Source organism: Haloarcula sp. H-hyl6 (genome assembly GCF_056934455.1).
Genome location: NZ_JBRIIK010000004.1, coordinates 1 through 23,560, shown reverse-complemented (window position 1 = coordinate 23,560; position 23,560 = coordinate 1). Strand labels below are relative to the sequence as shown.

The window sequence follows — 23,560 nt, the reverse complement described above, 5'->3', positions numbered from 1 at the left end:
AGGTCGACGGGGGTGGTCGGTAATGGCCCAGACAGACCCCGCTGGTAGTACTGTATCTGAGGCAGCGCCTCAACAGCCCGTTCAGTGGCGGCTGCGCTATCAGGTCGGCGATCTCGTCCACTACACCGCATGGACGAGTGAGTTCGCCGCCGTCGAGAATCTCGCCGAGCAGTACCGCCGTGGTGCGTACGGCCACGACGTCATCATCGAACGCCGGACGGTGGTCGATCGATGACGGACTACAGATGGAGTGGGGCGGCAATCGCGACGCTGTCTGAAGTGACGACCCCCGCCACCAGCGACGCGTCCAGCCAGCGGCCATGCTGGCTTCCCGGGATCCCGGGCTTGGCACGCCGCACGTGTCCAGAATGGTGGCGGTGCCACAAACCAGATCGACGCGTCGTCTGCACCCAGCCGCTGCTGACCGCCAGCGACGCGTAGCCCGCGTGGTCGGGTACTCCGGTTCGATTCCGGGACGGGCCCTGTGGTCAGCATGCCACGAGCTATCGACGCCGACGGCAGCGACACCGACAGCACAGCCACGGATGACCACCTGGCCGCCCACCCCGAGATGGATCTCGGCGGTGACGCGCCTGACACCGAGGCGCTGCAGGAACTCGTCGGACAACTCGAGGGCGAGACTGCATCCCTCATTTCCAGTGTTCTCGAAGGGCTCCTCGCGACGGTCGACAGTCTCCAAGACCGCATTGCGGAGCTCGAATCCCAGCAGGAACAGACGCACGACATCGCGACGACGGCTGTGGGCACGGCCGCCGAAGCCGAGAGCCGCCTTGATGACGTCGAAGCCCAACAAGAACAGACCCACGAGGTTGCCAAGAGTGCCATCGCCAAAACCCAGCAACTCGAGGCCGACCCCGACCAACAGGAGGATGCTGAGACACTGCCCGAAGGGATCGAGCCGAGTTCCTCGCCACTGGATTTCTTCGCGAACTGCCGGCAGTCCAAAGTGAAGACCATGTTCGTCGAGCGTTCGAACCGCCAGAACACCTACCGCGCAATCTGCGTCGCCAAGCGATGGCCCGAGTTCGCGACCAAGCGGACCGATGGCAGTGGCGTCTTCTTCACGAAGGACGACGTCGAGACCGCCTTGACCGCCGAACTCGGGAAGGAGCCACACCGCCAGACGATCAAACGCGTCTGGGAGAAACTGATCGAGTTAGGCGGCGACGACCTCATCGAGAAAACGCAGCAGGTCGGTCGGGACCAGACCCAGACAGAGACCCTCGCGATGGATATGGAGACCGCCGACGGATTGGTGGTGCAACGCTATGTCGGTCTGGATCTCTTGGAGAATAGCGACCGGAAAGCAACGACGGGCGGCGTCACACCCGTTGTGGTGGACTCGTTACCCTAACCCTGTGACGAACACCGTCTGAGGAGGGAATCGGCACCGAACCGGCGTTGATGGACGCGGTGGCACGTGCCCTGCCGCCGCCGACGCTGCTGTCTGCTAGCTACAGGAACCGGGAGCGACCCCATTTGTGCAGGCGTGTAGTGAGTGATCGTAACACGAACGGAGCGACCAGTCCGAATTCTCTGTTCACAACGGGTGTGACGGACCGATGGGGCGTAGGGCAACAACTCGCCGCCCAGTCTCTAGTAGAGATTCAGGCTGCATTTTAAAAGTCCATTACTTCTTCAACGGAAAGATAGTCTCACCTCCTGGTAGAAACGACTTGCAATTCTTAGAGAATCATCCGTCTTTAGTTAGTCGAGGAATCGCGTGACAGCAGCAGCTTATCGAGGTTATTTTTCGAGAGGAATGAGGAGGCGGCAAGTGTGCACCAAGACGCCTCCCCATCGAGAATTATGCGTCGGCTCACTACACTGTTTCCCTCTGAGTTCCTCGAAGAGCACGCCGAGGAACTCGGCGTGGTCGAACGCAACCGTACGCTCCAGATCCCTGTCCTCGTGTGGGCGCTCGTGTTCGGCTTCGCCGCAGGCGAGAGCCGAACACTCGCTGGGTTCAGGCGGAGTTACAACGCCACAGCTGACGAGCCGATCTCGCCTGGCGGGTTCTATCAGCGGTTAACGCCGTCCCTCGCTACGTATCTCCGCGACCTCGTCGAGCGTGGTCTCGACGAGGTCGCTGTTCCAAACGCTGTGGACGCTGATATCGATCGGTTCAGGGATGTGATGATCGCTGATGGAACCGTGTTGCGGTTACATGAGTTCCTCTCTGAGGTGTACGAAGGCCGCCACGAGGAGCAGGCTGGAGCACGGCTCCACCTGCTCCACAATGCCACCGAGCAGATGATTGAACGGATCGACGTGACCGACGAGACAGCCCACGACAGCACGTTGTTCAAGACGGGTTCGTGGCTGCACGGACGGCTTATTTTGCTTGATCTGGCGTATTTCAAGTACCGCCGCTTCGCGTTGATCGACGAGAACGGCGGCTTCTTCGTGAGTCGGCTGAAACAGAACGCAAATCCGGTGATAACGGCAGAATTATGGGAATGGCGCGGGCGCGCCATTCCCTTGGAGGGCAACCAGATTCAAGATGTGATCGGTGATCTCTCTCGGACGTACATTGACGTGGAGGTCGAAGTCCAGTTCAAGCGCGGGCAGTACGAGGGAACCCGGTCGCTTGATACGAAGCGGTTCCGCGTCGTCGGAGTCCGCAACGAGGACGACGACGACTACCATCTGTACATCACGAATCTGCCGCGAGACGAGTTTCTACCGGCAGATCTGGCAACGCTGTATCGGTGTCGATGGGAGGTAGAAACGTTGTTCCGTGAGTTGAAGACACAGTACGAACTAGACGAGTTCGACACGAGAAACCCGGTTGTGGTAGAAATCTTGCTGTACGCGGCGTTGCTGTCGCTGGTAGTGAGTCGTGAACTGTTGGATCTGGTCACCGAACAGGCCGACGATGAGATCGTGTTTCCGCCGGAACGCTGGGCGGCGACCTTCCGGTCGCACGCCCAGTTCATCCTCCACGAACTCGGCGAGTACCTCGGCTACTCGCCACCGCCGTTGCTGGAACGGCTGATCGACGACGCACAGAAGATTCACCAGCAACGACCGATCTTACAACAGACGCTCGCTACCGCTACACAACCGAGGTGTGAGCGCTAACTAAAGACGAATGCTTAGAGAATCCATACGGCACCTCGCCACTTATTGTATCGAGAGTCGGTGATGAAGAGGGTAGTCCTCATTCAGGAGTGTGCTTTGGGTAATTTCGCCGCCTGAACATTGGCCGGAGTGTAACAGAACGATCATATCGTGGAGATGTCTCCAGCCCGACTACCATGTCGAGGACAAGGCCTTACGTGGTTGAACGGCCGTAGTCACAGGCCCACTGTCGCTCATAGTCCGGAGCACAAGGCCCGCACCGAGAGATTCAATCTCCCTGAGGACGAAACGCGCGGCAGCCCGGAAGACGTCAGTCTGACTGGGCACCTTTCTGCATGATATGCGCTTTCTATCTTGCACGGCGTCAGAGAGATAATCAAAGCTGACAATTGATCGCGGAGGATGTCATAACTCGTACTTTCAGACTCGAAGCTCCACTAGCGACGTGCCGTGAACTATCCCTGCCTCCTCACTTGTGGTGCTCGCTGCGTTGCTCCGTGTGGAAGGAGATTACCGGGTTCGATTATCTAATCTTCATCTGGTTTTAACTCCTCCCATCTGATCCCCATTCTAGAATACTTGGGATTAGATATCTAATATACAACCGACAAATATAGAATATGGGCATATATTAGAAGAAAATAATACATAGTAATACTATATTGCTAGAATTTGTATTATAACATGTTTGTGTGGGCGTTGCTGTAGTTCGATTACCAATGGTATTCGTGACGGGCGAATATTTCGATAGCGATTCGCTATCGCTCAGTCTTGGCTCGTCGGCTGGGTGTGGGGCCCCGATGAGTGCGCCCGCCAGATCCAGATGCTCGTTGGCCGTCGCTCGGTCGATGATCGACTGTCAGAGGTCGGCGTCGACGATGGTCACGTCGGGAAGATGACGGTGTGATCGAGATTGACGTTGAGGTCCTCGGCATCAGCGAGCACGTGCATGTTCTTGCCAAGCGTCGTGTTCTAGACCGTGGCTTCTTCGGCGACGATGCTCTGACCGTCGTACTACCGACAAGATGCGTCTCCAGCAGTTCACTCCACTTTCTGAGCCACAAATGTCAACTATACCTTACAATTTAGGCAACATGATTATCTATTCAATTGTAATATGCTACCACATGGTTCCTGCAGTGAACAATGCCCCGAATGGCGTTCTGAATGAGACCACGAACACAGTCCATAAGCACAGATTGGGCGCTACCGAGTTCAGGACGAAGTGTGGCCTCACGAATCACGTTGCGTCAGATCAGCTTCGGCGAATGCCACTCAAACAGGCCATCTCTAGTGAGGGTTCCTCTAAATGCGGTCGGTGCTTTCCCGAGGCGGGTGGCTACTGACACACCGAGCCACTCGGCAGCATGGCGAGTTGCTGCCGTGGTCTTTTGGACACTGGCAGTTATGTTAGACTCTAATGGAGTCGACAAAGCCATTCGTTTTCCTATAGTTTCGGTTTGTCTCGCTAAGCAGCAGGTGCACGCGAGCAGTTCGTGGCAACCGTATCAACATCCCTAACCGCTCCCGTTGCCAACAGCGCGTATAATGTGGCCATGGGGGCATCTCGCTGTGGGCTATTTCTGTTACCTGGGTGCCGTTCGGCTGCGGTCGACGAGCAGACTAGCACTGGGACCGTTGGTGGCCCTTGCGTTCGGGACCCAATTCCCAGATCTGGTGGATAAACCACTCGCATGGAGTCTGGCGGTCCTTCCCTCCGGGCGGTCGCTGGCCCACTCGCTGGTGGTTGCATCAGTCCTGCTCACCGCCCTCTATCGACTCTGTCGGCTGTACGATCGCGAGGACGTCGCCGTCGCTTTCGCTGTCGGCTACCTCTCACACAGTCTGAGCGACCTCGGGCCTGGTGTGGTCGGCGGCCTGCTCCAGGGTGACCTGAGCCAACTCACTTGGACGACGTATCTGGTCTGGCCGCTCCTGCCGGCGCCGCCGTACCCGATGGATTCGTCTTTCGCGAGTCACATTGCGGCGTTCGCCGTCGATCCGTATGTGCTGGCGCAATGTGCCCTGTTTCTCGCTGCGCTTGGGCATTGGGGCCTGCGCGGTCGACCCGGACTTCGGCCAGTTTTGCGCGCTCTCACGAGATAGTCCCCCACCTCGGAAGCCGTGGGTCGAGAGGCCGACGACGTCGCGTGAACCGAACCTGCGCGCTACCACTAGAACCAGTCACGAGTCATGAGGTATGTACCCACCACGGTCGTTTGTGTGTACGAGCCGGATTTATCAAGAGTGACTTGAACGCGTTATAGAGGACCTGAACATGTGAAATGTCGCTCCTAACTATACTGGTACAGATCTGGTATGTACTTGGATTGCACATGGATCTCAAAAACCTCATCAGAGATGAGGATGCAGTGTCGCCAGTCATCGGAGTCATTCTGATGGTTGCGATTACTGTCATCCTCGCGGCCGTCATCGCATCGTTCGTCCTCGGTCTTGGGGACCAGACCCAACAGACCCCGCAAGCGAGTTTCTCGTTTGAGTTCGATTCGTCGTCAGGACTCACGATAACTCACGACGGTGGGGATGCCATCCAAGCAAATGAACTGCACATTCGGGGCACTAATGGCGCCAGCAGCGTCGACAATACCTGGGGGAACTTTGGTAGCCCGGTGGGCTCATCTGAGGTTACGGCGGGCGACTCCGCGACGCTCGGAAGTGCGACGTCCAGCTACGACATCCGCGTCGTGTACGAAGCGCAGGAGGGCGATGCGTCTGCGACTATCGCACACGACAAAGGACCTGACGCATAATCGGGTTTCGGACTCATTTTTAGCAAGCTAAACCGCTAGTGTCCCCAATCCTGAAACGGGGTAGCTTGGGGTACGCAACCTCGTTCGCTAGTACACGATCTCTTTAACATCGGACGCGTCGTGATGACTAGCAACAGTTACGGTCAATTCCTGAGCGCCGCAAGACGAGTGTCGGGCTGGTAACCAGGTCACTCGGACAATAGCTGATCCGTCAACTCCTCCAATGGTCTGAGATGGAGCGCCAACCAGAACCACACGGCCGCAAACACCGCCCTCCACCGCGGGAGACCGACATCACGGCAGACGGAGTAACAGGTGCCGAGATCGTTTTGCTGTGGGCTCGTCCCGGACATGGCTTACTCCCGTCTTGTAGCCGATCTAATATAAATCCCAATTGCTGTTCTCGTATTGGAACACCACTAGTACTGTATCAGATAGCGCCGGTGCTTGCTAATCGTCAGTCGGCATTGTGCCAGCTGGGCCGCTCCCGGCTGTCTCACTCGGAGTAGTGACCGCTTTGTAAAACATGATGAGCATGGATGCGATAAGCGCGCCGCCCCAGAGGAAGCCCGTCGGCAGCAAAAATGTCAGACCGAATCCCTCTCCGAGCCAGACGATCCCAGGGATTCCCCACTGGCCAGCGATGAACAGGACGGTCACCGCCGTCCGGAGTCGGCCAGTCACACCGAGTGCAGGCACGGCGAACCCCATCACGATCGCAAGAATCGAAAGCACGCCGAGGTGTGCGTGCCCGCCGATCATCCATCCGGGGACACCTTGCCCACCAGACAGCAGGATGAACTGATACAGTCCCACGGTCATCATTGTCGCCAACCCGAGAAAACCCGATCCCTTGAGTGGTCGTGTCATTCCTTCACCAGCTAACATAATGGTGGATACAATAAATGTTGGTGATACGTGGAATCGCTACAGCTATCGAACTCATCCAGAAGCAGAGCTACTACTCACACGCTCCTGCGGTTAGTGCATACAGCTCATTTGACACTCATTGCGAGGCGCACCAAGACACATGATTTTTCCAGCTCTATCTATCGTAGTTTGAGACAACACAATGACCCTCACAACCACGCCGCAGTACGATCACACGAACATCGACAGAATCGGGCGGCAGGCAGTCGTGGCCGGTGGCGGGATGGCAGGACTCTTAGCAGCCCGCGTCCTCGCCGATGCGTTTGATTCCGTTACGGTCATTGATCAAGATCAGCTACCAGATACTCCGTCCACGAGGGAAGGAACACCCCAATCCCGGCACGTTCATGTCATTCAGGAGGCTGGACGGAAAACCCTAGAGTCGCTGTTTCCTGGGTTCAGTGACGAGCTCGCCTCCCGAGGCGCTCCAATCATCGATATGTCTGCAGATCTGGGGGTCTACGAGGAGGGAGACTTCACTGCTGAGTCGCCATCCACCCTGCCGCTGTATTGTGCGAGCCGCCCGCTGTTGGAATACGTCACTCGCAAGCGCTTAGCCGACCGTGATGGCGTCCAGATTCGCGATCAGTGCCAGTGTATCGAATATCTCACTGATGACGCTGCGACGACTGTTCTGGGCGTTCGGGTCCGAAATCAGTCGGGGGAGACAGAAAAGATCCCCTCCGACCTAGTCGTTGATGCCACCGGTCGGACGTCACGGACTGCGAACTGGTTGGAGGAGAATGGCTACCAGCGACCACCGACTGAAGAGGTGCAGATCGATTTGGCGTATAGCACGCTTCAGCTCTCCCGCCCTGAGTCGGCTCACCAGGCGTTCATGATTATGCCGTCGCCGCCTCGTACACGCGGTGCTGGACTGTTCCCTGTTGAAGGCAACCGCTGGGTGGTCACTGCCTATGGACTTCATGGCGATCATCCGCCCACAGACATCGATGAGCTGACTGAGTTTGTAGCGAGCCTCCCCATTGACGATATTGCGAGGGTCATCTCCGAGCAAGACATCCTGTCCGAAGACATCCCTCACTATCCGTTTCCCACAAACCTCAAGCGGAACTACTGGGAACTGGATCGGTTCCCTGATGGCATCGTCGTAATGGGCGATGGGATTGCGAGTTTTAACCCGGTCTACGGGCAGGGAATGTCGGTCGCGGCCCTCGAGGCACTCCACTTGCATCACACGCTCGCTGCAAATCCGCACACCGACGTGGCAGTACGGTTTTTCGAGAACGTTGCGCAAGTCGTCGAGGATGCGTGGGGCCTCGCCGTTGGCAGTGACTTTCAGTACGCCCAGACCAGCGGTCCGAAACCAACCGGCACCGATCTCCTGAACCGTTATGTAACTCGATGGACCCGACAAGCCCATACTGATGGCGTGGTGTCGGAAGCGTACTCCCGCGTCGCCATGATGGAACGGCGGCCGACATCTCTTTTCCATCCACGGATTCTGTGGCGAGTCCTCAACCCGATTTCCTGAAGCGCACACCGACAGGCGGACCAGGCCGAATACGCGGAATCGTTCGAGCACGCAGAACTCTCTCGCGATGCTGAGACGGCGTCGGCGTCTCGAACTTGCGCCCAAGATGGGTGGCACGCGTCGCAGACCGCTGTGGCCCACCTCGTATTCTAGCACTCTCTGACTCACTACGCACGCGTGGTTCACTATTCCCGAGATGGTCGCAGTGGGAATCTGGGTGTCTGGTCAACCCATCGATTGAGCTTTGGCCCACACCAATGTCGGGAGATGGCGCAGGACTGTCGGGAATGTGAGTCCGACCTGTTCAAAGAACAGCCGCTGGTCCCAGTAGTCCCGCCATCGAACGATATCACCATCTTCGACAGTGATGAGCGAGACGCCCGGAAGCGCGAACGATTCACCAGTCGGTGGGATCCCCTCGATCTCCGCTTGGAAGGTTCCCCGATACGTCCACTCGATCGTGGTCAGCTTGCCGTCTGCAGCAAATTGCTTGACCTCCATCCGCCCGTCGGGAAACGCCCTGAACAACTCCGTACAGTACTCTCGATGCTCTGTTTTTGAGAGTGCTTCGTCTTGTGCCGGGTCGTAAAACGTCGCCTCGTCAGCAAACTCTGCGATGAGGGCGTCGGTATCTCGGTCGTTGAAGGCTGCAAACGCCGCCGCGATGGGTGAAGGGAGTTCGCTGACTGACATGTAACTACCATTCGAAACGACTGCCTTCAAGGTTGGGCCGCCAGCGCTGACAGCCCATCAACCAGCCAATATCTGGCGCAAACAGTGTTACTGTTTCAAGTATCACGCGGATGAATCGTCCATGCATGACTGAGGACGTCCAAGATATCGCCGATTTGGCGCCTCACATCGTCAAGAAACGAGCCGAAGAGACGGGCGGTGAGTTCGTCAGATTCGAGAGTACGATGTACCCGTCGTCAGTCGATGCGCCAGCCGCACGTGACCTCGAACACGAGCCCTGGGGACTGGACAACGATTTCGAACACATCCATCCCGAACAGGAGGAACGATGGGAAGTCCGCTCGGGGACACTCCGTGTCACTGTCGACGGCGACGAGCAAACACTGACAGCGGGAGATGCCATCACGCTGCCAGCGGACGTCCCACACCGACACTGGAATCCCACCGACCGGCCTAGTCGCGTCATCTGGGAGCGTCGGCCTGCTGCCCAGACAGAGACATGGGCCGAGAGCGTATACGCCTTGGCACAGGCCGGCAAGACTGACGATGAAGGCGTCCCGAACCTGCTGCAGATAGCGATCTGGATTGATACGTTCCCGGTCGCGACAGCGTATCCGGCTCTCGTTCCCGTCTCTCTCCAGCAGACAGCAGCGTCACTCCTGGCTCCCCTCGGTCGAGCGGTCGGGTTTGAAGCCAGATATTCCAGCGAGACGTACGTCGTCGCCAGTAGCACTTACTTCGGGTCGTTCGACGAGCGGTCCGAACTGTGTGTGACCGATGCCGGCTGTCCTGGCCGTCCCACTCGATACGCCCTCGCTCAAGAGCCATGTCTCACCGACCTCGACTGCTGTCGGCGATACTCCTGACAGTGGCGCCCTCATCTGCCGACGTGGGCCTGGATATCCTCGAGAAGCAGGTACGCCACGATAGCGAGGACACTAACCGAGAAGATCGTCCAGAGATAGATGTTGATGGATCCCGGACCAGCCCAGTGTGGCACCCTAGGCCTCGCGACCGGCTGGCGGAACGGCCACAACAAGTCGGCGGGAACGTGTGGATTCGGCGGCTGCAGTGCCCGCCAGTTGTCGGCGAGCAGGTGCGACAGGTAGGCGACCACGAAAGCCACTCCCAGTCGCGATCGCCCAGTCTGCCGGCTATAGCCAAGCACGGCGACGGTAATGGGCAGCGCAAACGGCAGCGAATGCATGAAGACCCGCCCGGACGGCAGGACATAGAGTAGATGGGCGAGGGGCTTGTCGACGAGATCCGGGAACTGGCTCCCGACAAACGTGGTGCCGACGAGGCGCGCCGACGGGAGCTGTCGGTCACGACCGAGGAGGTACGCGCTGACCGGCAGCACGACGACGAGGAAGTGTTCGATCGGGAGCATCGTTTGTGACTCATAACGACGTGCCGGATACATACACCTGTGGGCGGTGCGACGCGTTCGGGCCGCCAGACGCGAGCCATTGAGTCGACGTCGCTCTCAGCTGTGTCGTCTCGACACCTGTACCGATCGTACCCACCCGACGTCGTACCGCTGTTCCTGGAGACACGGTAGATGGCTGTATCCGCATCTCCAGCGACTGCGACCGGCCGCTTCGTCACGCGTGTGGCGTGAATCCGCTCGGATAGGCGTGCGACGGGAGAACGGGAGGACCTTTGCGGTCTGATGGCCGTCACTCCCTCAAGCGTTGTTCCGGCCATCAGCCGCCACGATGGGCACTATCGATGCTTTATCTCAGAAACACAAAATTTGTATACCATTAGCACACCACATGCCACTGCGGGAGAAGACGTCCCGCAGTGTCTGGCATAGGCTCGTCCACGGGAGGTACTCTACCCCGCGACGGCAGATCAGCCCTGCCACCGGGCCTGCAACGGCGGCCCCCCACCGGTGGTTCAGCAAGCGATCGCTCACAGATGGTCTTTGTGGATGGCTCCTGACCCGGCCATCCCATTCCTTGCTGCCTGCACTATGAGTAGCCGTCGTCAACGATTTAACCGATCTGTGGTCCAATAACACTGGCTGCAGGCTCTCCTGTAGCTGCCCGTGCCGACATGTCCGCTGCTCCCACCACCTGTCGCGTCTGCGCCGGGTTGCCCCGGCGCCTTTGGGATTCCTCCTACGGATCGGAGTGCTGGTGCTGTGCTCCCTCTCCCGTACCGACACGTCCGACCGAGACTCACCGCTAGAAGGTACAAGAGAGGGGGGAGGGTTTGGTCCCGGCAAGGAAGGATGGGTGGGGTGGGATGAGAGCGTGTGAGTCTCACCGGATTGTGGACCAAGACCCATCTGGGATGTTTAGGCTGACACAAATAAGTTTTGGCCATTTCGATCACCCACCACTCCACGACCGCTAGACCGTTGGTGGGCTTCGGTAGCCACTGGATCGCCCGCCAGCTGGATCGATTGTGCCCACCAGAAGTATTATTAATCCTACTTGTAAAGTGACAATTCAGCGTGTCTGAACACCCAGCACCTGCACACGGTGAGACCCTCCCCACACGTCCGGCATCGGTCGACATCCGACAGGGTGTGAAAGCACTGATCGAGTCCGCAACAGCTGTCCTGCTGGTCAAAGAGCGCCATCGGACCGGCGAGCCGTTCTGGACACTGCCCGGTGGCGGTCTGTGTCAGGGCGAGTCCGCCCGGACGGGCCTGCGGCGGGAGGTGCGCGAAGAACTCCGGTGTCCGATAGCTATTGGGCAGGCCCTCGGGCGGTGGTGCTATGCACACCGGCCACCACGGCGAGCACTGTCGGTGTATCAGGTGTTCCGCGCGTCTGTCGTGGCAGCGCCGACGCCCAATCACGACGACGGCGTGGTGGCGACACGGTGGGCCGCCCCTGACGAGTTGCCAGCACGGACGCTTCCACAGGTCAGGCAGCTGATTCACTCTCGGTGCTGACCGTGTGCCCGACAGGGCGGCGGTGGACGCCGTCGCCATCGGCGTCGGCTGCGTGGTCCTGGCCCCATGTCGGTGAGCGGTCGAGTGGTGCGCTGAGCAGACACCCGACAGCGCGTGCAGGCCGACTGCTGTGGCCGTTCGCGAGTATGGTGTGTCGCTGTAGGGCCCGAGAAACGGGTGTGGGCCCGTGGTGCAGTCCGCTCCAGCGTACACCTGTTGGCCACCACGTCACCCGGGTCGAGAGGACAGCGACGCACGGTGAGTGCCTCGAGACCTGCTCCAGCGGTCGTTTTCTGTCGCTATGTGCGGGCCGACGGTTCGTCACTCCCCAATGCTTTTTCACATCGATGGTGGGGTGTGAGCCCCCGTCCTGCGATTGCTGGGCCACTGCAACTGGAACAGCTCTAGTCGTGTATCAGGGCCTCCGGCATCCGCAGAGCTAACCAACACTGGTCGATATTCCGGCGAGGTGTTGGTTAGTTACGCCCCACCGCTGTCAGGCGTGGTCCGTCCGACAGAGTAACAGTCCCGCCCTGACAGGCCCCTGTATGGACATCGGCACAGCCGTGGTTCTCGCGGCCGGGAAGGGCACCAGACTTCGGCCGCTGACGCGAAACCGGCCGAAGCCGATGCTCCCGGCCGGCAATCGGCCGATCCTGGCACATGTCTTCGACGCACTGGTGGCGGCCGGTATTGACCGACTGGTCACCGTCGTCGGCTACAAGCGTGCCCGGGTCCAGACCCACTTCGGGTCGACGTATCGCGGGGTTCCAATCACATACGTCACACAACACACCCAACTCGGGACCGGGCACGCGCTGCTCCAAGCTCGCTCGGTCGTCGACGGGCCGTCTCTGGTGGTGAACGGCGACCAACTCATCGACGCCGGGACCGTCGAGGCCGTCGCCGAGACGTTCTCCGAGACGGGCGATCCGGCGCTCGCCGTCGTCGAACAGCAGGACGCACAGCACTACGGCGCCGTCGAGGTATGCGATGGCGGTATCTCCAGCCTGGTCGAGAACCCTCAAGACGATGCCGGTCGCCTCATCAACGGCGGTGTCTACGCCTTCCCGGCGGACATCTTCACAGCCATCGACGCAACGCCGCGGCAGGCAGGTGAGCTGGCGCTCACCGATACCGTCACACGCCTCCTTGCACGGCGCTCAGTTCGCGCCGTCGACGTGGCTGGGCTGTGGGTTGACGCCACGTACCCGTGGGACCTGCTGGCGGTCGCACGCGAGGTGCTGGCCCGCGAGCGCATTGCCGAGCCCCTGCGGCGCGACCAGGTCTGGATCGCCGACTCCGCGCAGGTCCACACCGAGGCCATGTTGCAGGGACCGGTCGTCATCGGTCCGGACTGTACGATCGGTCCCGAAGCAATCGTTGGCCCCAACGTCGCGCTCGGGGCGAACGTCACTCTCGGCGCCAATACTGTCGTGCACGAGAGTGTGCTGGACGCCGACACACGTGCCGACCCGGGATCGACGCTCCTGGAGACCGTCACCGGACAGGACGTCCATCTCGGGGCCGGGACGGTCGTCACCGGTGGTCCTGGCGACGTGCAGATTGGGTCAGCGCTGGTCGCTGACCAGCGACTGGGCGCGGTTATCGCCGATCGAGTACGCGCCCACGGCGACGTGCGGTTCGAACCGGGGTCGGTGGTCGGGCCGAACGCGACGCTCAGCGCTGGCGTGACGGTTGCCGAGCCTGTCGCCGAAGGGGCGACCGTCACTCGGTAATGGGTGGTCGCAGTGGCTATGTCGGGACTGTGGACGAGCCACTAGAGTGGCGTCGTGGCGTTCGCAGCCGACGCTCCGAACTGGTGGCGAGCAGCGCACAGCCAGCGCTGGTCCATGCGATGGGGGATATCCCGCCGGGATGAGGGTGCGACACACGCCTTGTGGCACGCCGCTGGCGCTCAGTCGCCGTTCGTCAGCTGCGTCTGCGCCCCGATGAGCGCCCCGGCCAGATCCATGTGCTTGATCTCCGTCTCGCGGTCGATAATTGACCCTCGGAGGTCGGCGTCGACGATCGTCGCGTTCGGGAAGACGACGGTGTGATCGAGACTCGAGTTAATCACCTCCGCACCAGAGAGGACGTGGACGTTCTCGCCGAGGGTCGTGTTCCGGACGGTCGCGTCGTCGGCGACGATATTGTCCCCGTCGAGAGCCCAGGCAACCGCCTCAAGATAGTTCTCGGGGGTGCCGATATCGTACCACGCGCCGTCGAACGTGAACGCACGCACGGGCTCGTTTGCGACGAGCCACTGGATGAACCAGCCCGGCTCATCGGGATTGTTCCCGTCGGCGAGATATCCGGCCGTTTCGAGGTGGAACTGAATCGTTGCGATCGAGGTCGCATACCGGTCTGCGAGTGTCTGGACAGTACACCCTTCTTCGTACGCTTCGGTAAGTTCGGCTCCCCGATCCACTTATACCGTGGCCCGCCATTCCGCATGGCGACATCGTGATTCTGCTGACGGCTGTAGATTGGTTTTGTAGAGACATCGAATGCCTCCGCGATTTCACGGATTGATTGCCCTGATTCGTAGCGGTCGATAATCTCGTCGATGCGCTCGTCGAGCCATTCGTAGCGCATCTGCTATCGACCCCACAAGGATGGCTGGCGGTTGTGGTTCGCAATGCGTTCTGGGAGTTCGATCGAACCGGTAGCCACCGGATGGTCAACCAGAATTACGATCCGAATGATCGCGAAGAAACAGTCCTGCAGCTCTTCAAAGAGGGTCGGGATACCGGTGAGCCGTGGGGTCGCGTTAATCCACTATATCTTCGTGAACACTCAGAGTTGGACAAGGGGCAAGTCGAATACGCGCTCCGAAATCTGAAGCACGCGGGGTGGATCACGCAATTGAATCAGGGTGAACTATATGAACTGGTGGCTGATCCACGGGAGAAACATTAAATACTATGATCATATTACGACCATACACCGTTGAAGAGGAGTGTAGCATAGAACCGCTCAACACAATAATTTAAACATATTTAAATATGATAATGTATGCCGAAAGGTGATAGATATTAATACCCTCGAATATAGATTCGTTGATGAGAGAGCACAATGAAGATTTTATCTTGTACTGACTATTATCCTCCCCATATTGGTGGGGTTGAAGTTGCTGCGTCAAATCTCTATTATGAACTTGCTGAGCGTGGGCACAAAATTACGGTAATTACGCTTGGAGTTGGCGAGTCAAATCACGAAAATATCAGGGTGAAGAACTCATCACAGGTAAACATTACAAAATACCTTGGACTCCAAAGCTCTATCTCTTTACAATTCCCTAAGCAATTTTTATCTGTCGTTAGTAGAACTAACTTTGATTTGATCCATGTCCATAACCGGTTTTTCTTCACAAGCACAGTCGCTGCATTAACATCTCAGTTTATTGATGCTCCATTAGTGTTTTCTCTTCATACGAGTAACATTGATACTTATACCGGGCTTGGTGGACGTTTAGCAAAATTATACGAGTCAACGGTGAGTAAGCAGACTCTCAAACAGGCTTCTAGAATAATTTGCAACAGTGATGCAACCGCCGAAAAAGCAATTTCACTTGGTGCTGAAAGTGAGATTATATCCGTATACCCTCACGGAGTCGACACTAATCAGTTTTCTCCAGCTGTTGATGAAAAATCAGATAATCTTGCTATTGCTTATATCGGCAGATTGGTTAAAAACAAAGGAGTTCTACTGTTCCCTGACATTTTTCGAAAAGTGAATGACAGATACAATAATACGGAGTTGCATGTGGTAGGTGATGGTCCACTTAAAGAAGAACTTCAATCAAGATTTTCAGAATTCTCCGATCAGGTAACTCTCCACGGTTCACTCCCTCACCATGAGGTGTCAAATATATATGATTATTGTAATGTTTTTTGTTTACCTTCGAAATCGGAAGGGCTTTCGTTGACAACTCTAGAAGCAATGTCCAGTGGTTTACCGGTAGTAGTTTCGGATACAGGCGGCCTCCGTCAAATTGTTCAGGACGGTGTTACAGGATATCGAGTAGCACCAACCGATATAGAAAAGTTCTCAAAATCGATTATAGATCTCTGGGAAAATGAATCCAAACGTAAAATGATGGGAGAACATGCTAGAGACTACGTCCTTGCCAACCACACTTGGAAAGAACGAGCAGATTCGATTGAATCAATATTTCAGAGCCTTCTTGAAGAAAAGAGTTAAACATATGAGTCCTATCTTAGTAGTCAAGTCTGAAACAGAAGCATGAATATTGGAATAAATGGACGGACATTCTCAATTGATGAACCAGACGGAGCGGTACAAACTAGTGTTCAACTAACAGAAGGACTAGACCAGTTAGGAAACGATGTGACAGTATTCGGTAGTCGAAAAGTAAACCTCGTCTCTAATTCTATAAATTATAATTCAACGGGTTATCCAGTTCAGTCTCAAATCTATGGAACAATTTGGGAACGCACAATATTACCAGTTCTTCTAAACAAGCACTCATTCGACGTCTTTTATGCTCCAAACGGAAACGGACCTCTCCATAACATAGACACTCCAGTCGTTATGTGTATTCACGACGTTAACGCCCAGCTGGGGATGTCAAGCAATCTACATCAAATTTACAGAAAATCAACCGTTCCTCATGCAGCGAGAGCGGCCGATCTTATCACTACTGTTTCTGAATTCTCCAAAAGAGAGATTTGTGATGTGCTTTCTATCCCAGAGTCAAAAATCCGAGTCGTGTATAATGGTATAGATGAATTTTATCATAAAGAAGAGGGCAGTGAACCAATTGAAGTACCTGATCAGTACATATTGTTTATCGGGGCAATGAATCCGCGGAAGAATATCCGACGGTTAATTAAAGCATTCAAAAAATTCAAGTCAGATACGAACTATCAACATAAGCTTCTGATGGCTGGTCCAAAAAATAATCTAGTTTTCAAGGATTTAGATATCTCAGAAAATAATGATATAATACACTTAGGATATCTGGATAAACCCAATCTTAAATATGTCTATGAAAAATCAGATTGCTTCTTATATCCTTCACTTTATGAAGGCTTTGGGATTCCACCAATCGAAGCTATGGCCTGTGGTACTCCTGTAGTTGGATCAAACACTGGAGCTCTTCCAGAAATTCTTGATGATGCTGCTGAACTTCCTGATCCTACAGATGTGACCGCCATTTATAAATCCGTGTTAAAAATCATAGAGAACGAAGAGAGACGCAGTACACTAATAAAGGAGGGAAGAGATAGATCAGAACAGTTCACCTGGGAAAAATCGGTCAAAAGGCTTCACAATATATGCAAAGAAGTCTCAAATTAGTGTTCAAATAAAATCTTTTCGAGGTTGTGTAGACTCTCATTGGCGGGGTACAATTTGTGGCGAGTTGTTCGATTTTGTAAGGTAGTTCTGCCGGTTTCCTGGCAGAAACGGGAAAAAGACTCACCGAATGAAAGCTGGCTATCACCTGCCGTACATATTCACGAACATAAGTATGAAGAAATCCGGAGTCTTGATGTTGACAAGCAGAGTGAGTCCAGCCTCTTGAAGTTCATTAAGCATGTTGAACAGTCGATTGCAAAAATCAGCTTGAGCCGTTTCCGGCACGTTCCGTTGGACTCCGACCGGGTGAATCCCGCGGAAGGTAACAGAATTCGATCGGTGTATTTTCGCCGAACCCGGTCTTGACCCGAAAACGAATCGTTGTGTCGCTATTAAGGTTCTTTACACAGGAAGAAATTAATAACCGAAAAAGGACAAGATCGGCTCTCGTCCTCTAGTGTCACTACGAGATGCATTTATAGGTTATAATATCTGCTCAGATATTTACAAGTATAAAATAATAACTATTGATGGGTTATTACAATTCATCACTATTTTCTGTCACCATTATATTACTTATTTTCATATCGTATCCGGTTCACTTTATCTACTATCCCATACTTATGTAGTTTTCGATAAAGAATACTGACTAGAGAATCATTGAGTATCTCTTCGTACCGCTGAGGGTATTCTTTTTTTAACCTCATCTCGTTTTCCTGTATAAATGTTGCCCGGGCTCGTGTCGGATGTTCGACGCAGAGCTCCTTCGAGAACGCGCACTTACCGTCAGCGTCGCGCTCCATCCGCCAGCCAAACTCGGTATCCTCTCGCCATCGAAAGTACTTGCTACGGAAACCACCGATGGCAAGTGCCTCGGAGCGGTCAATAACAAGGTTTGACGTTAGATATCCACGATAGCCGGAGTAGTTTATTGCTCCAGTTACTCTTCCTTCAATACAGCAGTATTCTGATTCTGCCATTAGCTCGTATGCGTTTGAGAGCCAATCGTTCCGCGGCAAACAGTCGTCATCTGTGAGCGCCACGATATCTGCATTAGCCATTTTGATACCCACATTCCGTGCTTTGCAAGCATCTACTGTATCGTCGTTAATGATTACAATCTCAAATTCACCGCTGAAATCCTGTGCAAGAAGATGTTGTATCGTAGTTTCATGTTCACTAGTTGGAACAGTCGGAATGACAACTGAAATATCTGGGTCCGGAGCTCGGCGGTAGAAAGTGATTGACTGCGAAGATGGTTGCGGTGTCTCTGTCATTATGAAAGCATTAGCAGTCACCTCTAATATTACTTAAGGACCACTAATCAATCGATAGATTGACGTTACCTCCTCGGAGAAAACGGATATATGACTAATATCGCAGTTGTCGTTCTAGATACACTCCGATACGACTCGTTCAAGAAGCACTTTGAGTGGTTGGATGGGAGGCGATTCACGGATGCATATTCAACATCCCATTGGACGCTTCCCACTCATGCATCCCTCTATACAGGATATTACCCTAGTGAGATCGGCGTTCATGGAAAGAGTATGGATCTAAACTGCGACTTACCCGTCCTTGCGGAGCATTTTCAGTCAAAAAACTATACGACTCGATTACTCACGGCAAACCCGCAGATATATATGTGGGATGGCTGGCAGCGAGGATACGACACAGCCATCGGTCCAAGTAATCTTGACCCCGCTGATGAAGATTTAGTGGACTGGGCTGAGTTCTACGCTAAAAATCATGACTCGACCGTCCTCAAGTATCTTCGTGCACTCAAGTATTCTATCACGTCCGATAGTCCAACGCTACGGTCGATGTGGAAAGGGATTCGGAACCGTTCCACCAAGAGTAGTAGCACGTCAATCCTTGAACGAGTAAGAGAGATGGACGTAGGTTCGGATGAGTTCCTTTTTCTGAACATCATGGACACCCACACTCCCTATGATCCTCCGGAAGAATACACTGATTTAGAGACACCGTTGGATGTCGTCTCCGGAGACGCCTTTGCAGGAACAGTCAATAATCCAGACGAGCTCCGTCAGGTGTATGACGATACTGTACGGTACCTCTCTGACCAGTACCAAACTTTGTACGACGAACTACAGGCGGAATTCGATTATATCATCACAACCAGTGACCATGGAGAAATGTTGGGTGAGAATGGGATGTGGAACCACAGCTATGGACTCTATCCTGAACTCGTCCATGTTCCACTGGTAATCAGTGGGGAGGGGGTTGAGGATAGAACGGATAAGACCGTTGTTAACCATCTTGACGTTCACAAGACGATCTGTGATATTGCAGAAATTGAGGCTGATTCTCGAGGTCAGAATCTGCTGGATAAGCCGAAATCAAAGACACGTCTCTTCGAATATCACGGATTCCTTCACTGGCATCAAGACCAGTTTAAACGGAAAGGAGTAGATGAAGTATATGAAAAATATGACAAGAGTCTAGATGGCTTCGTCTCGGAGTCGGCCGACTATGTCTTCCAGAGCCACGATAGAGGGTTGGTCGTTGATAAGGGACTCACAACCACTGAGGCTGAGAGGCAATTAGAGCTCTTATTGGAAAGCATTGACAGACAGGAGATAACCTCCGGGGCAGACTCAGACCCCGTTTCAGATGAAGTTCGAGACCAGTTGGAAGATCTAGGCTACGCATAATAAATGCCCGACGCTGATGATGTCGCGACCCTCTTGTCAAGTGCAACACTCATAATCATTGGAACTGTCTTGAGTTCTGTTTCCGGTCTAGTAGAGAGGATAATCTTGGGACGCGTCTTAGGGCCGTCGCAGTACGGTGTGATCAGCATCTGTATCGCGGTGATGACACTTGCAGCCACTGCGTCTGGGTTTGGGTTAACGCAAGGTATCCCTCGATACATGTCTCGTTTCGATATTAGCGCAGAGCGGCGCGGTGTGTGGGTTAGTGGTATTATGGTCGCCGCGGTAGCCACGTTTCTCATCACCGGCGGGTTGTTGCTGTTCTCTGAGAGACTTTCCATTCTCCTCCTCAACAATGACTCCTATACGACGACATTACAAATATTCATTCTAACAATACCCTTTCTTACATTTTTTAAAATAACTATTAGCGGAATACGAGGCGAGGAGAATACCATATACCGCACGTATGCACAGGATTTACTTTACCCAATTCTTCGGATTAGCTTGCTCAGTGGACTTTTTGTACTGGGATTAGAAATTGTCGCACCAGCAGTTGCTTACCTGATAGGAGTATTATCTGCTACCATAGTTGCGCTCTATCTCCTAACCCGTCTCTTCTCGTTAACTGGATCCGTTAGCTGGCATATAAAGGAGCTCACACTTTTCTCCGCACCTCTCATAATATCGATGGTTATGTCAATTCTATTGACCAGAACGGATACAATCATGATTGGATATTTTCGCTCTTCAATGGAGGCGGGACTGTACAGTGCAGCATACCCAATTGCTGCCGGTCTCCAGTTAGTACTCACTTCATTCGGATTTATGTATCTCCCGATCGCCTCCCGTTTAGATGCAGAAAATAGCCGCGATGAAGTTTCGGAGGTATATCGATTAACTACTAAATGGATCTATATTATTACCTTTCCAGCATTTGTTGTATTCGTGTTTTTTTCCGAGGAAATCCTTGGGCTCTTCTGGGGTACACGCTTCGCACAAGCGGGCATTGCTTTGTCAATTCTCTCAATAGGATTCTTCAGTAGCGCCGCCGTTGGTCGGAATCGTGAGACGGTTTCTGCCTTTGGGTATACGAAGTACGTTATGTACGCAAACGTGCTTGGATTTGTCGCTAATCTCCTCTTGAATCTGTATCTAATCCCTAAGTATGGTTATGTTGGGGCCGCTGTCTCGTCAGCGGCTTCGTTTATTCTGCTTAACCTCTTTATATACATTATTTTGCTACAGAAATTCGGAATTACACCGTTCTCATCGTACTCAGTGAGAACAATACTTTCATTATCCTGTATTGTCTTACCATTGTTAGGGTTGTTAGAGCAAGCAGTTACTATATCTGGAATAGCTGCTCTTCTCTTCATTCCGCTCATTGGAATAGTATCGCTGGCTATTGTTGCAGTCGTAGGTGGACTCCAACCAGAGGACGAACTCGTCATATCGTTTCTAGAAGAAAAGCTATCGCTCAGAATACCATATGTGAGGCACTGGATCAGCGAACCGTAATTTGATGAAGATAACTCGAGTGCGACAGCAATCGCACCCAATTCCACCTACGCATTAGAATCTTCTGAGTGCTAAGTAGATGTTGTATTTCTTGGAATCACGAGTCTCACTTTACCGTTTGTATACGGTACGTTCGATCGGTTTATCCGTACTTCGTAGGCGGATCGAGAGATCGGTTTATGGTTAGACTTTAGGACGTATATACCATACTCTGCCATCCCCTCTGAGAGAATGACCGGACTATCGGTATATTGACTGAAATGAGTGTAGTTCTCTGTGTATAATACCGTTCGGACGCGGGTGTAGTTCTGGGGGGGCACTACATTAAAGTCGCCAGCAGCAGCCATTGGAGCTCCGTGTTTCAGATCTGTGACTACATCTTGATTAGTATGGGAACCTACCCAACGAGACCCCTCAGCAACGCCTGGCTCATATGATTGAATCTGAATAGCTGGTAGACCAGCTTGGAGTACGAAGGCGAAGAATACGAGCACTAGTAACGTTCCAGAGATGAGCGTTTGCGTCTGCACAGAGGTGCGCTCAAGCGCGATAGCTGCTCCAACTATCATCACCGGAAAGGCAAGAAGGTATGTTCGCCCGACAAGGAACGAACTGGACGTTGCGAGATATAGGACGCTCATACCCAAAACAGCGCTACCCCAGCAGACTGCGACTATCGTTACTGAGCGACTCTCTCGAAAGAATACTTCCCGGATGGCGATAAGCCCGCCAGCTAACGCTGTCGGAGCAAGTATCAAGAGTGGAAGCAATGAGTAGTAGTGAGGAGTATAAGCGGTTGGATATGACACTTGATTTGCGCCAGTGGGAAGTCCGAAATTCAATTCTGTCGCATTAACAATCGCCATCTTGAAATAATATAAATATGATGTGAGTGGAATTTCAATAACTAATAATCCGATAAGAATAGTAATTACAGTAAGCGAGAGAGAGAGAGTAAATCGATAGTTGAGAGCAAGTACCAAAAATCCTGTAATAACGATTATTCCGGCGATCTTTATGAAATGAGGCGGATACCAGAAGAAGGTACAAAGCATGATAGAAGCTATGAGTCCGCCAAACAGAGCCAAATCAGTATATGAACGATTGTACTTGTCTCTCCGTAAGTGAATAGCCAATAAACCGACTGTGAGGAAAACGAGACCACGGCCTAGTCCAGCTGGCGAAACAGTATATAAGACTGTGGCGGAAGCCGCTATGCCACCGGCAATGGAGAGTATGATCGGAGGAAGAACTTGGATACCTATACGAGAGGAGAGGACATAGAATCCACTGGCTGAAACAAGGAATGCAGGCATCAGCGTGTAAATGAGTGGGATCTCAACCGTAGTGACCTGCGTTATCATTACGAGGAAAAGGGGGAGTATAGGTAGATTAATTCGAGTCTCAATCTTTCCCCAATATTTAAAGTTTTCATGACCCGGAACTGTCGGAATAAACCCTGTCTCAATAATTCGATGTGCTACGTAGGAATCGGCGTAAAAAAACACGTCTCGGAAGTAGTTTGTCGGCGTGTAATGAGAGAGAGTGAAGTATACGATGGCGATTGAAAAGAAGAGTATACTTAGACCGAGCTTTAACTGTTGCCGACGCGAGAGCACTAACTATCAGTCAATGGTTGCTTCGATATATATTGTCTGGTTGTATTTCGTTTTAAATAGTATTACTGTACCGAGTTTGAAGTGATTAGTGGGATACAGAAAAAGTACTAAGAACATTAGCTTACTTTTACGCTCTTAGGTAACAGATTGTTGGTCAAGCCTCAGTCGTAGCGGGCAAGGGTGGCGCGAACGCGCCACCCGACGAAGCATAATTCCACTCAAGACGTTCGTCTCGGAGCGTCGGGCCGCGAATCTGCTGGCACAGATTCGCTGGCGTGACGGCGTCTATTGCCCGCGCTGCCGTTCCGAATCTGTGATTCGGTACGGCAGCTATCGGGTGTTTCAGCGGTACCTGTGTAAGAATTGCGACCGCACGTTCAACGATCAAACAGGCACCGTGTTTGAACACTCAGCTGTCGCGCTCAGAAAGTGGTTTTTCGCCGTCTACACGTATATCCGTTTCAACACGAGTGTCAGGCAGTTAGACGTAGAGATAGAGGTTTCGTACAAGTCGG

Annotated in this window: 19 protein-coding genes and 2 pseudogenes; 14 read left to right on the top strand and 7 right to left on the bottom strand. The window is 53.7% G+C overall.

Annotated elements, in window-relative coordinates; genetic code table 11:
* The first annotated feature begins 22 nt into the window (after positions 1 to 22).
* The 5 genes from Hhyl6_RS20820 to Hhyl6_RS20800 all read left to right on the top strand — a co-directional run bounded on the left by Hhyl6_RS20820 (position 23) and on the right by Hhyl6_RS20800 (position 5,876).
* A complete protein-coding gene (locus Hhyl6_RS20820; protein WP_483741176.1) occupies positions 23 to 235 on the top strand; it encodes a hypothetical protein in 213 nt (70 codons plus the stop codon).
* A gap of 258 nt (positions 236 to 493) precedes the next feature.
* Positions 494 to 1,375, top strand: a complete 882-nt coding sequence (locus tag Hhyl6_RS20815) for a hypothetical protein (protein ID WP_483741175.1) — start codon at positions 494 to 496, stop codon at positions 1,373 to 1,375.
* 455 nt (positions 1,376 to 1,830) lie between these two features.
* Positions 1,831 to 3,105 carry an IS4 family transposase gene (locus Hhyl6_RS20810; RefSeq protein ID WP_483741460.1) on the top strand — a complete coding sequence of 425 codons (1,275 nt, stop codon included), beginning with the start codon at positions 1,831 to 1,833 and terminating at the stop codon, positions 3,103 to 3,105.
* 1,548 nt (positions 3,106 to 4,653) lie between these two features.
* Positions 4,654 to 5,211 carry a metal-dependent hydrolase gene (locus Hhyl6_RS20805; RefSeq protein WP_483741174.1) on the top strand — a complete coding sequence of 186 codons (558 nt, stop codon included), beginning with the start codon at positions 4,654 to 4,656 and terminating at the stop codon, positions 5,209 to 5,211.
* Between the two features lie 230 nt (positions 5,212 to 5,441).
* Positions 5,442 to 5,876 (top strand): type IV pilin domain-containing protein, encoded by a 435-nt coding sequence (locus Hhyl6_RS20800; RefSeq protein WP_483741459.1) that lies wholly within the window; start codon positions 5,442 to 5,444, stop codon positions 5,874 to 5,876.
* Between the two features lie 450 nt (positions 5,877 to 6,326).
* Here Hhyl6_RS20800 and Hhyl6_RS20795 read toward each other — a convergent pair whose 3' ends face one another.
* Complete coding sequence (locus Hhyl6_RS20795) at positions 6,327 to 6,746, bottom strand: DUF8059 family membrane protein (RefSeq protein ID WP_483741173.1); 420 nt, start codon at positions 6,744 to 6,746, stop codon at positions 6,327 to 6,329.
* A 202-nt stretch (positions 6,747 to 6,948) separates the two neighbouring features.
* On the opposite strand from Hhyl6_RS20795, the gene Hhyl6_RS20790 reads away from it, so the two are divergent.
* Positions 6,949 to 8,301, top strand: coding sequence for an FAD-dependent oxidoreductase (locus tag Hhyl6_RS20790; RefSeq protein ID WP_483741172.1), 1,353 nt, complete (start codon positions 6,949 to 6,951; stop codon positions 8,299 to 8,301).
* Positions 8,302 to 8,526: 225 nt separating this feature from the next.
* Here Hhyl6_RS20790 and Hhyl6_RS20785 read toward each other — a convergent pair whose 3' ends face one another.
* A complete protein-coding gene (locus Hhyl6_RS20785) occupies positions 8,527 to 8,994 on the bottom strand; it encodes an ester cyclase (protein ID WP_483741171.1) in 468 nt (155 codons plus the stop codon).
* A gap of 125 nt (positions 8,995 to 9,119) precedes the next feature.
* Between Hhyl6_RS20785 and Hhyl6_RS20780 the strand changes: the two genes are divergently transcribed.
* Positions 9,120 to 9,860, top strand: a complete 741-nt coding sequence (locus tag Hhyl6_RS20780; RefSeq protein WP_483741170.1) for a cupin domain-containing protein — start codon at positions 9,120 to 9,122, stop codon at positions 9,858 to 9,860.
* A gap of 11 nt (positions 9,861 to 9,871) precedes the next feature.
* On the opposite strand, the gene Hhyl6_RS20775 is transcribed toward Hhyl6_RS20780, so the two are convergent.
* On the bottom strand, positions 9,872 to 10,384 hold the full coding sequence (locus Hhyl6_RS20775) for a metal-dependent hydrolase (RefSeq protein ID WP_483741169.1): 513 nt from the start codon (positions 10,382 to 10,384) through the stop codon (positions 9,872 to 9,874).
* A gap of 1,149 nt (positions 10,385 to 11,533) precedes the next feature.
* On the opposite strand from Hhyl6_RS20775, the gene Hhyl6_RS20770 reads away from it, so the two are divergent.
* On the top strand, positions 11,534 to 11,905 hold the full coding sequence (locus Hhyl6_RS20770; RefSeq protein ID WP_483741168.1) for an NUDIX hydrolase: 372 nt from the start codon (positions 11,534 to 11,536) through the stop codon (positions 11,903 to 11,905).
* 548 nt (positions 11,906 to 12,453) lie between these two features.
* The gene (glmU, locus tag Hhyl6_RS20765; protein ID WP_483741167.1) at positions 12,454 to 13,644 is read left to right on the top strand and encodes a bifunctional sugar-1-phosphate nucleotidylyltransferase/acetyltransferase; all 1,191 of its coding nucleotides are present in this window, start codon (positions 12,454 to 12,456) and stop codon (positions 13,642 to 13,644) included.
* 179 nt (positions 13,645 to 13,823) lie between these two features.
* Here the strand turns inward: glmU and Hhyl6_RS20760 are convergent.
* Positions 13,824 to 14,219: pseudogene (locus tag Hhyl6_RS20760) on the bottom strand (NDP-sugar synthase); the annotation flags it as partial.
* 218 nt (positions 14,220 to 14,437) lie between these two features.
* Positions 14,438 to 14,503, bottom strand: a pseudogene (locus Hhyl6_RS20755) (hypothetical protein); the annotation flags it as partial.
* A gap of 480 nt (positions 14,504 to 14,983) precedes the next feature.
* On the opposite strand from Hhyl6_RS20755, the gene Hhyl6_RS20750 reads away from it, so the two are divergent.
* Both Hhyl6_RS20750 and Hhyl6_RS20745 read left to right on the top strand, forming a co-directional pair.
* On the top strand, positions 14,984 to 16,111 hold the full coding sequence (locus tag Hhyl6_RS20750) for a glycosyltransferase family 4 protein (RefSeq protein WP_483741166.1): 1,128 nt from the start codon (positions 14,984 to 14,986) through the stop codon (positions 16,109 to 16,111).
* Between the two features lie 42 nt (positions 16,112 to 16,153).
* Entirely contained in the window at positions 16,154 to 17,230 is a 1,077-nt protein-coding gene (locus Hhyl6_RS20745) for a glycosyltransferase family 4 protein (RefSeq protein WP_483741165.1), read from the top strand.
* Positions 17,231 to 17,802: 572 nt separating this feature from the next.
* On the opposite strand, the gene Hhyl6_RS20740 is transcribed toward Hhyl6_RS20745, so the two are convergent.
* Positions 17,803 to 18,507: a glycosyltransferase family 2 protein gene (locus Hhyl6_RS20740; protein ID WP_483741164.1), complete on the bottom strand. Its 705-nt coding sequence runs from the start codon at positions 18,505 to 18,507 to the stop codon at positions 17,803 to 17,805.
* A 90-nt stretch (positions 18,508 to 18,597) separates the two neighbouring features.
* Here Hhyl6_RS20740 and Hhyl6_RS20735 point away from each other — a divergent pair, with 90 nt between their 5' ends.
* Entirely contained in the window at positions 18,598 to 19,905 is a 1,308-nt protein-coding gene (locus Hhyl6_RS20735) for a sulfatase-like hydrolase/transferase (protein ID WP_483741163.1), read from the top strand.
* A 3-nt stretch (positions 19,906 to 19,908) separates the two neighbouring features.
* The gene (locus Hhyl6_RS20730) at positions 19,909 to 21,426 is read left to right on the top strand and encodes a flippase (RefSeq protein WP_483741162.1); all 1,518 of its coding nucleotides are present in this window, start codon (positions 19,909 to 19,911) and stop codon (positions 21,424 to 21,426) included.
* Between the two features lie 71 nt (positions 21,427 to 21,497).
* Here Hhyl6_RS20730 and Hhyl6_RS20725 read toward each other — a convergent pair whose 3' ends face one another.
* Positions 21,498 to 22,790 carry a hypothetical protein gene (locus tag Hhyl6_RS20725; protein ID WP_483741161.1) on the bottom strand — a complete coding sequence of 431 codons (1,293 nt, stop codon included), beginning with the start codon at positions 22,788 to 22,790 and terminating at the stop codon, positions 21,498 to 21,500.
* 463 nt (positions 22,791 to 23,253) lie between these two features.
* Here Hhyl6_RS20725 and Hhyl6_RS20720 point away from each other — a divergent pair.
* On the top strand, positions 23,254 to 23,560 hold a 307-nt coding region (locus tag Hhyl6_RS20720; protein ID WP_483741458.1), incomplete at its 3' end, for a transposase.

What these genes read in the sequence shown, in the direction of transcription:
- Hhyl6_RS20805 (WP_483741174.1), top strand. Translation starts at nt 4,654, where the DNA reads ATGTGGCCATGGGGGCATCTCGCTGTGGGCTATTTCTGTTACCTGGGT.
- Hhyl6_RS20740 (WP_483741164.1), bottom strand. Translation starts at nt 18,507, where the DNA reads ATGACAGAGACACCGCAACCATCTTCGCAGTCAATCACTTTCTACCGC.
- Hhyl6_RS20730 (WP_483741162.1), top strand. Translation starts at nt 19,909, where the DNA reads ATGCCCGACGCTGATGATGTCGCGACCCTCTTGTCAAGTGCAACACTC.
- Hhyl6_RS20735 (WP_483741163.1), top strand. Translation starts at nt 18,598, where the DNA reads ATGACTAATATCGCAGTTGTCGTTCTAGATACACTCCGATACGACTCG.
- Hhyl6_RS20820 (WP_483741176.1), top strand. Translation starts at nt 23, where the DNA reads ATGGCCCAGACAGACCCCGCTGGTAGTACTGTATCTGAGGCAGCGCCT.
- Hhyl6_RS20810 (WP_483741460.1), top strand. Translation starts at nt 1,831, where the DNA reads ATGCGTCGGCTCACTACACTGTTTCCCTCTGAGTTCCTCGAAGAGCAC.
- Hhyl6_RS20750 (WP_483741166.1), top strand. Translation starts at nt 14,984, where the DNA reads ATGAAGATTTTATCTTGTACTGACTATTATCCTCCCCATATTGGTGGG.
- Hhyl6_RS20725 (WP_483741161.1), bottom strand. Translation starts at nt 22,790, where the DNA reads ATGATAACGCAGGTCACTACGGTTGAGATCCCACTCATTTACACGCTG.
- glmU (WP_483741167.1), top strand. Translation starts at nt 12,454, where the DNA reads ATGGACATCGGCACAGCCGTGGTTCTCGCGGCCGGGAAGGGCACCAGA.
- Hhyl6_RS20790 (WP_483741172.1), top strand. Translation starts at nt 6,949, where the DNA reads ATGACCCTCACAACCACGCCGCAGTACGATCACACGAACATCGACAGA.
- Hhyl6_RS20775 (WP_483741169.1), bottom strand. Translation starts at nt 10,384, where the DNA reads ATGCTCCCGATCGAACACTTCCTCGTCGTCGTGCTGCCGGTCAGCGCG.
- Hhyl6_RS20795 (WP_483741173.1), bottom strand. Translation starts at nt 6,746, where the DNA reads ATGACACGACCACTCAAGGGATCGGGTTTTCTCGGGTTGGCGACAATG.
- Hhyl6_RS20785 (WP_483741171.1), bottom strand. Translation starts at nt 8,994, where the DNA reads ATGTCAGTCAGCGAACTCCCTTCACCCATCGCGGCGGCGTTTGCAGCC.
- Hhyl6_RS20780 (WP_483741170.1), top strand. Translation starts at nt 9,120, where the DNA reads ATGACTGAGGACGTCCAAGATATCGCCGATTTGGCGCCTCACATCGTC.
- Hhyl6_RS20745 (WP_483741165.1), top strand. Translation starts at nt 16,154, where the DNA reads ATGAATATTGGAATAAATGGACGGACATTCTCAATTGATGAACCAGAC.
- Hhyl6_RS20800 (WP_483741459.1), top strand. Translation starts at nt 5,442, where the DNA reads ATGGATCTCAAAAACCTCATCAGAGATGAGGATGCAGTGTCGCCAGTC.
- Hhyl6_RS20815 (WP_483741175.1), top strand. Translation starts at nt 494, where the DNA reads ATGCCACGAGCTATCGACGCCGACGGCAGCGACACCGACAGCACAGCC.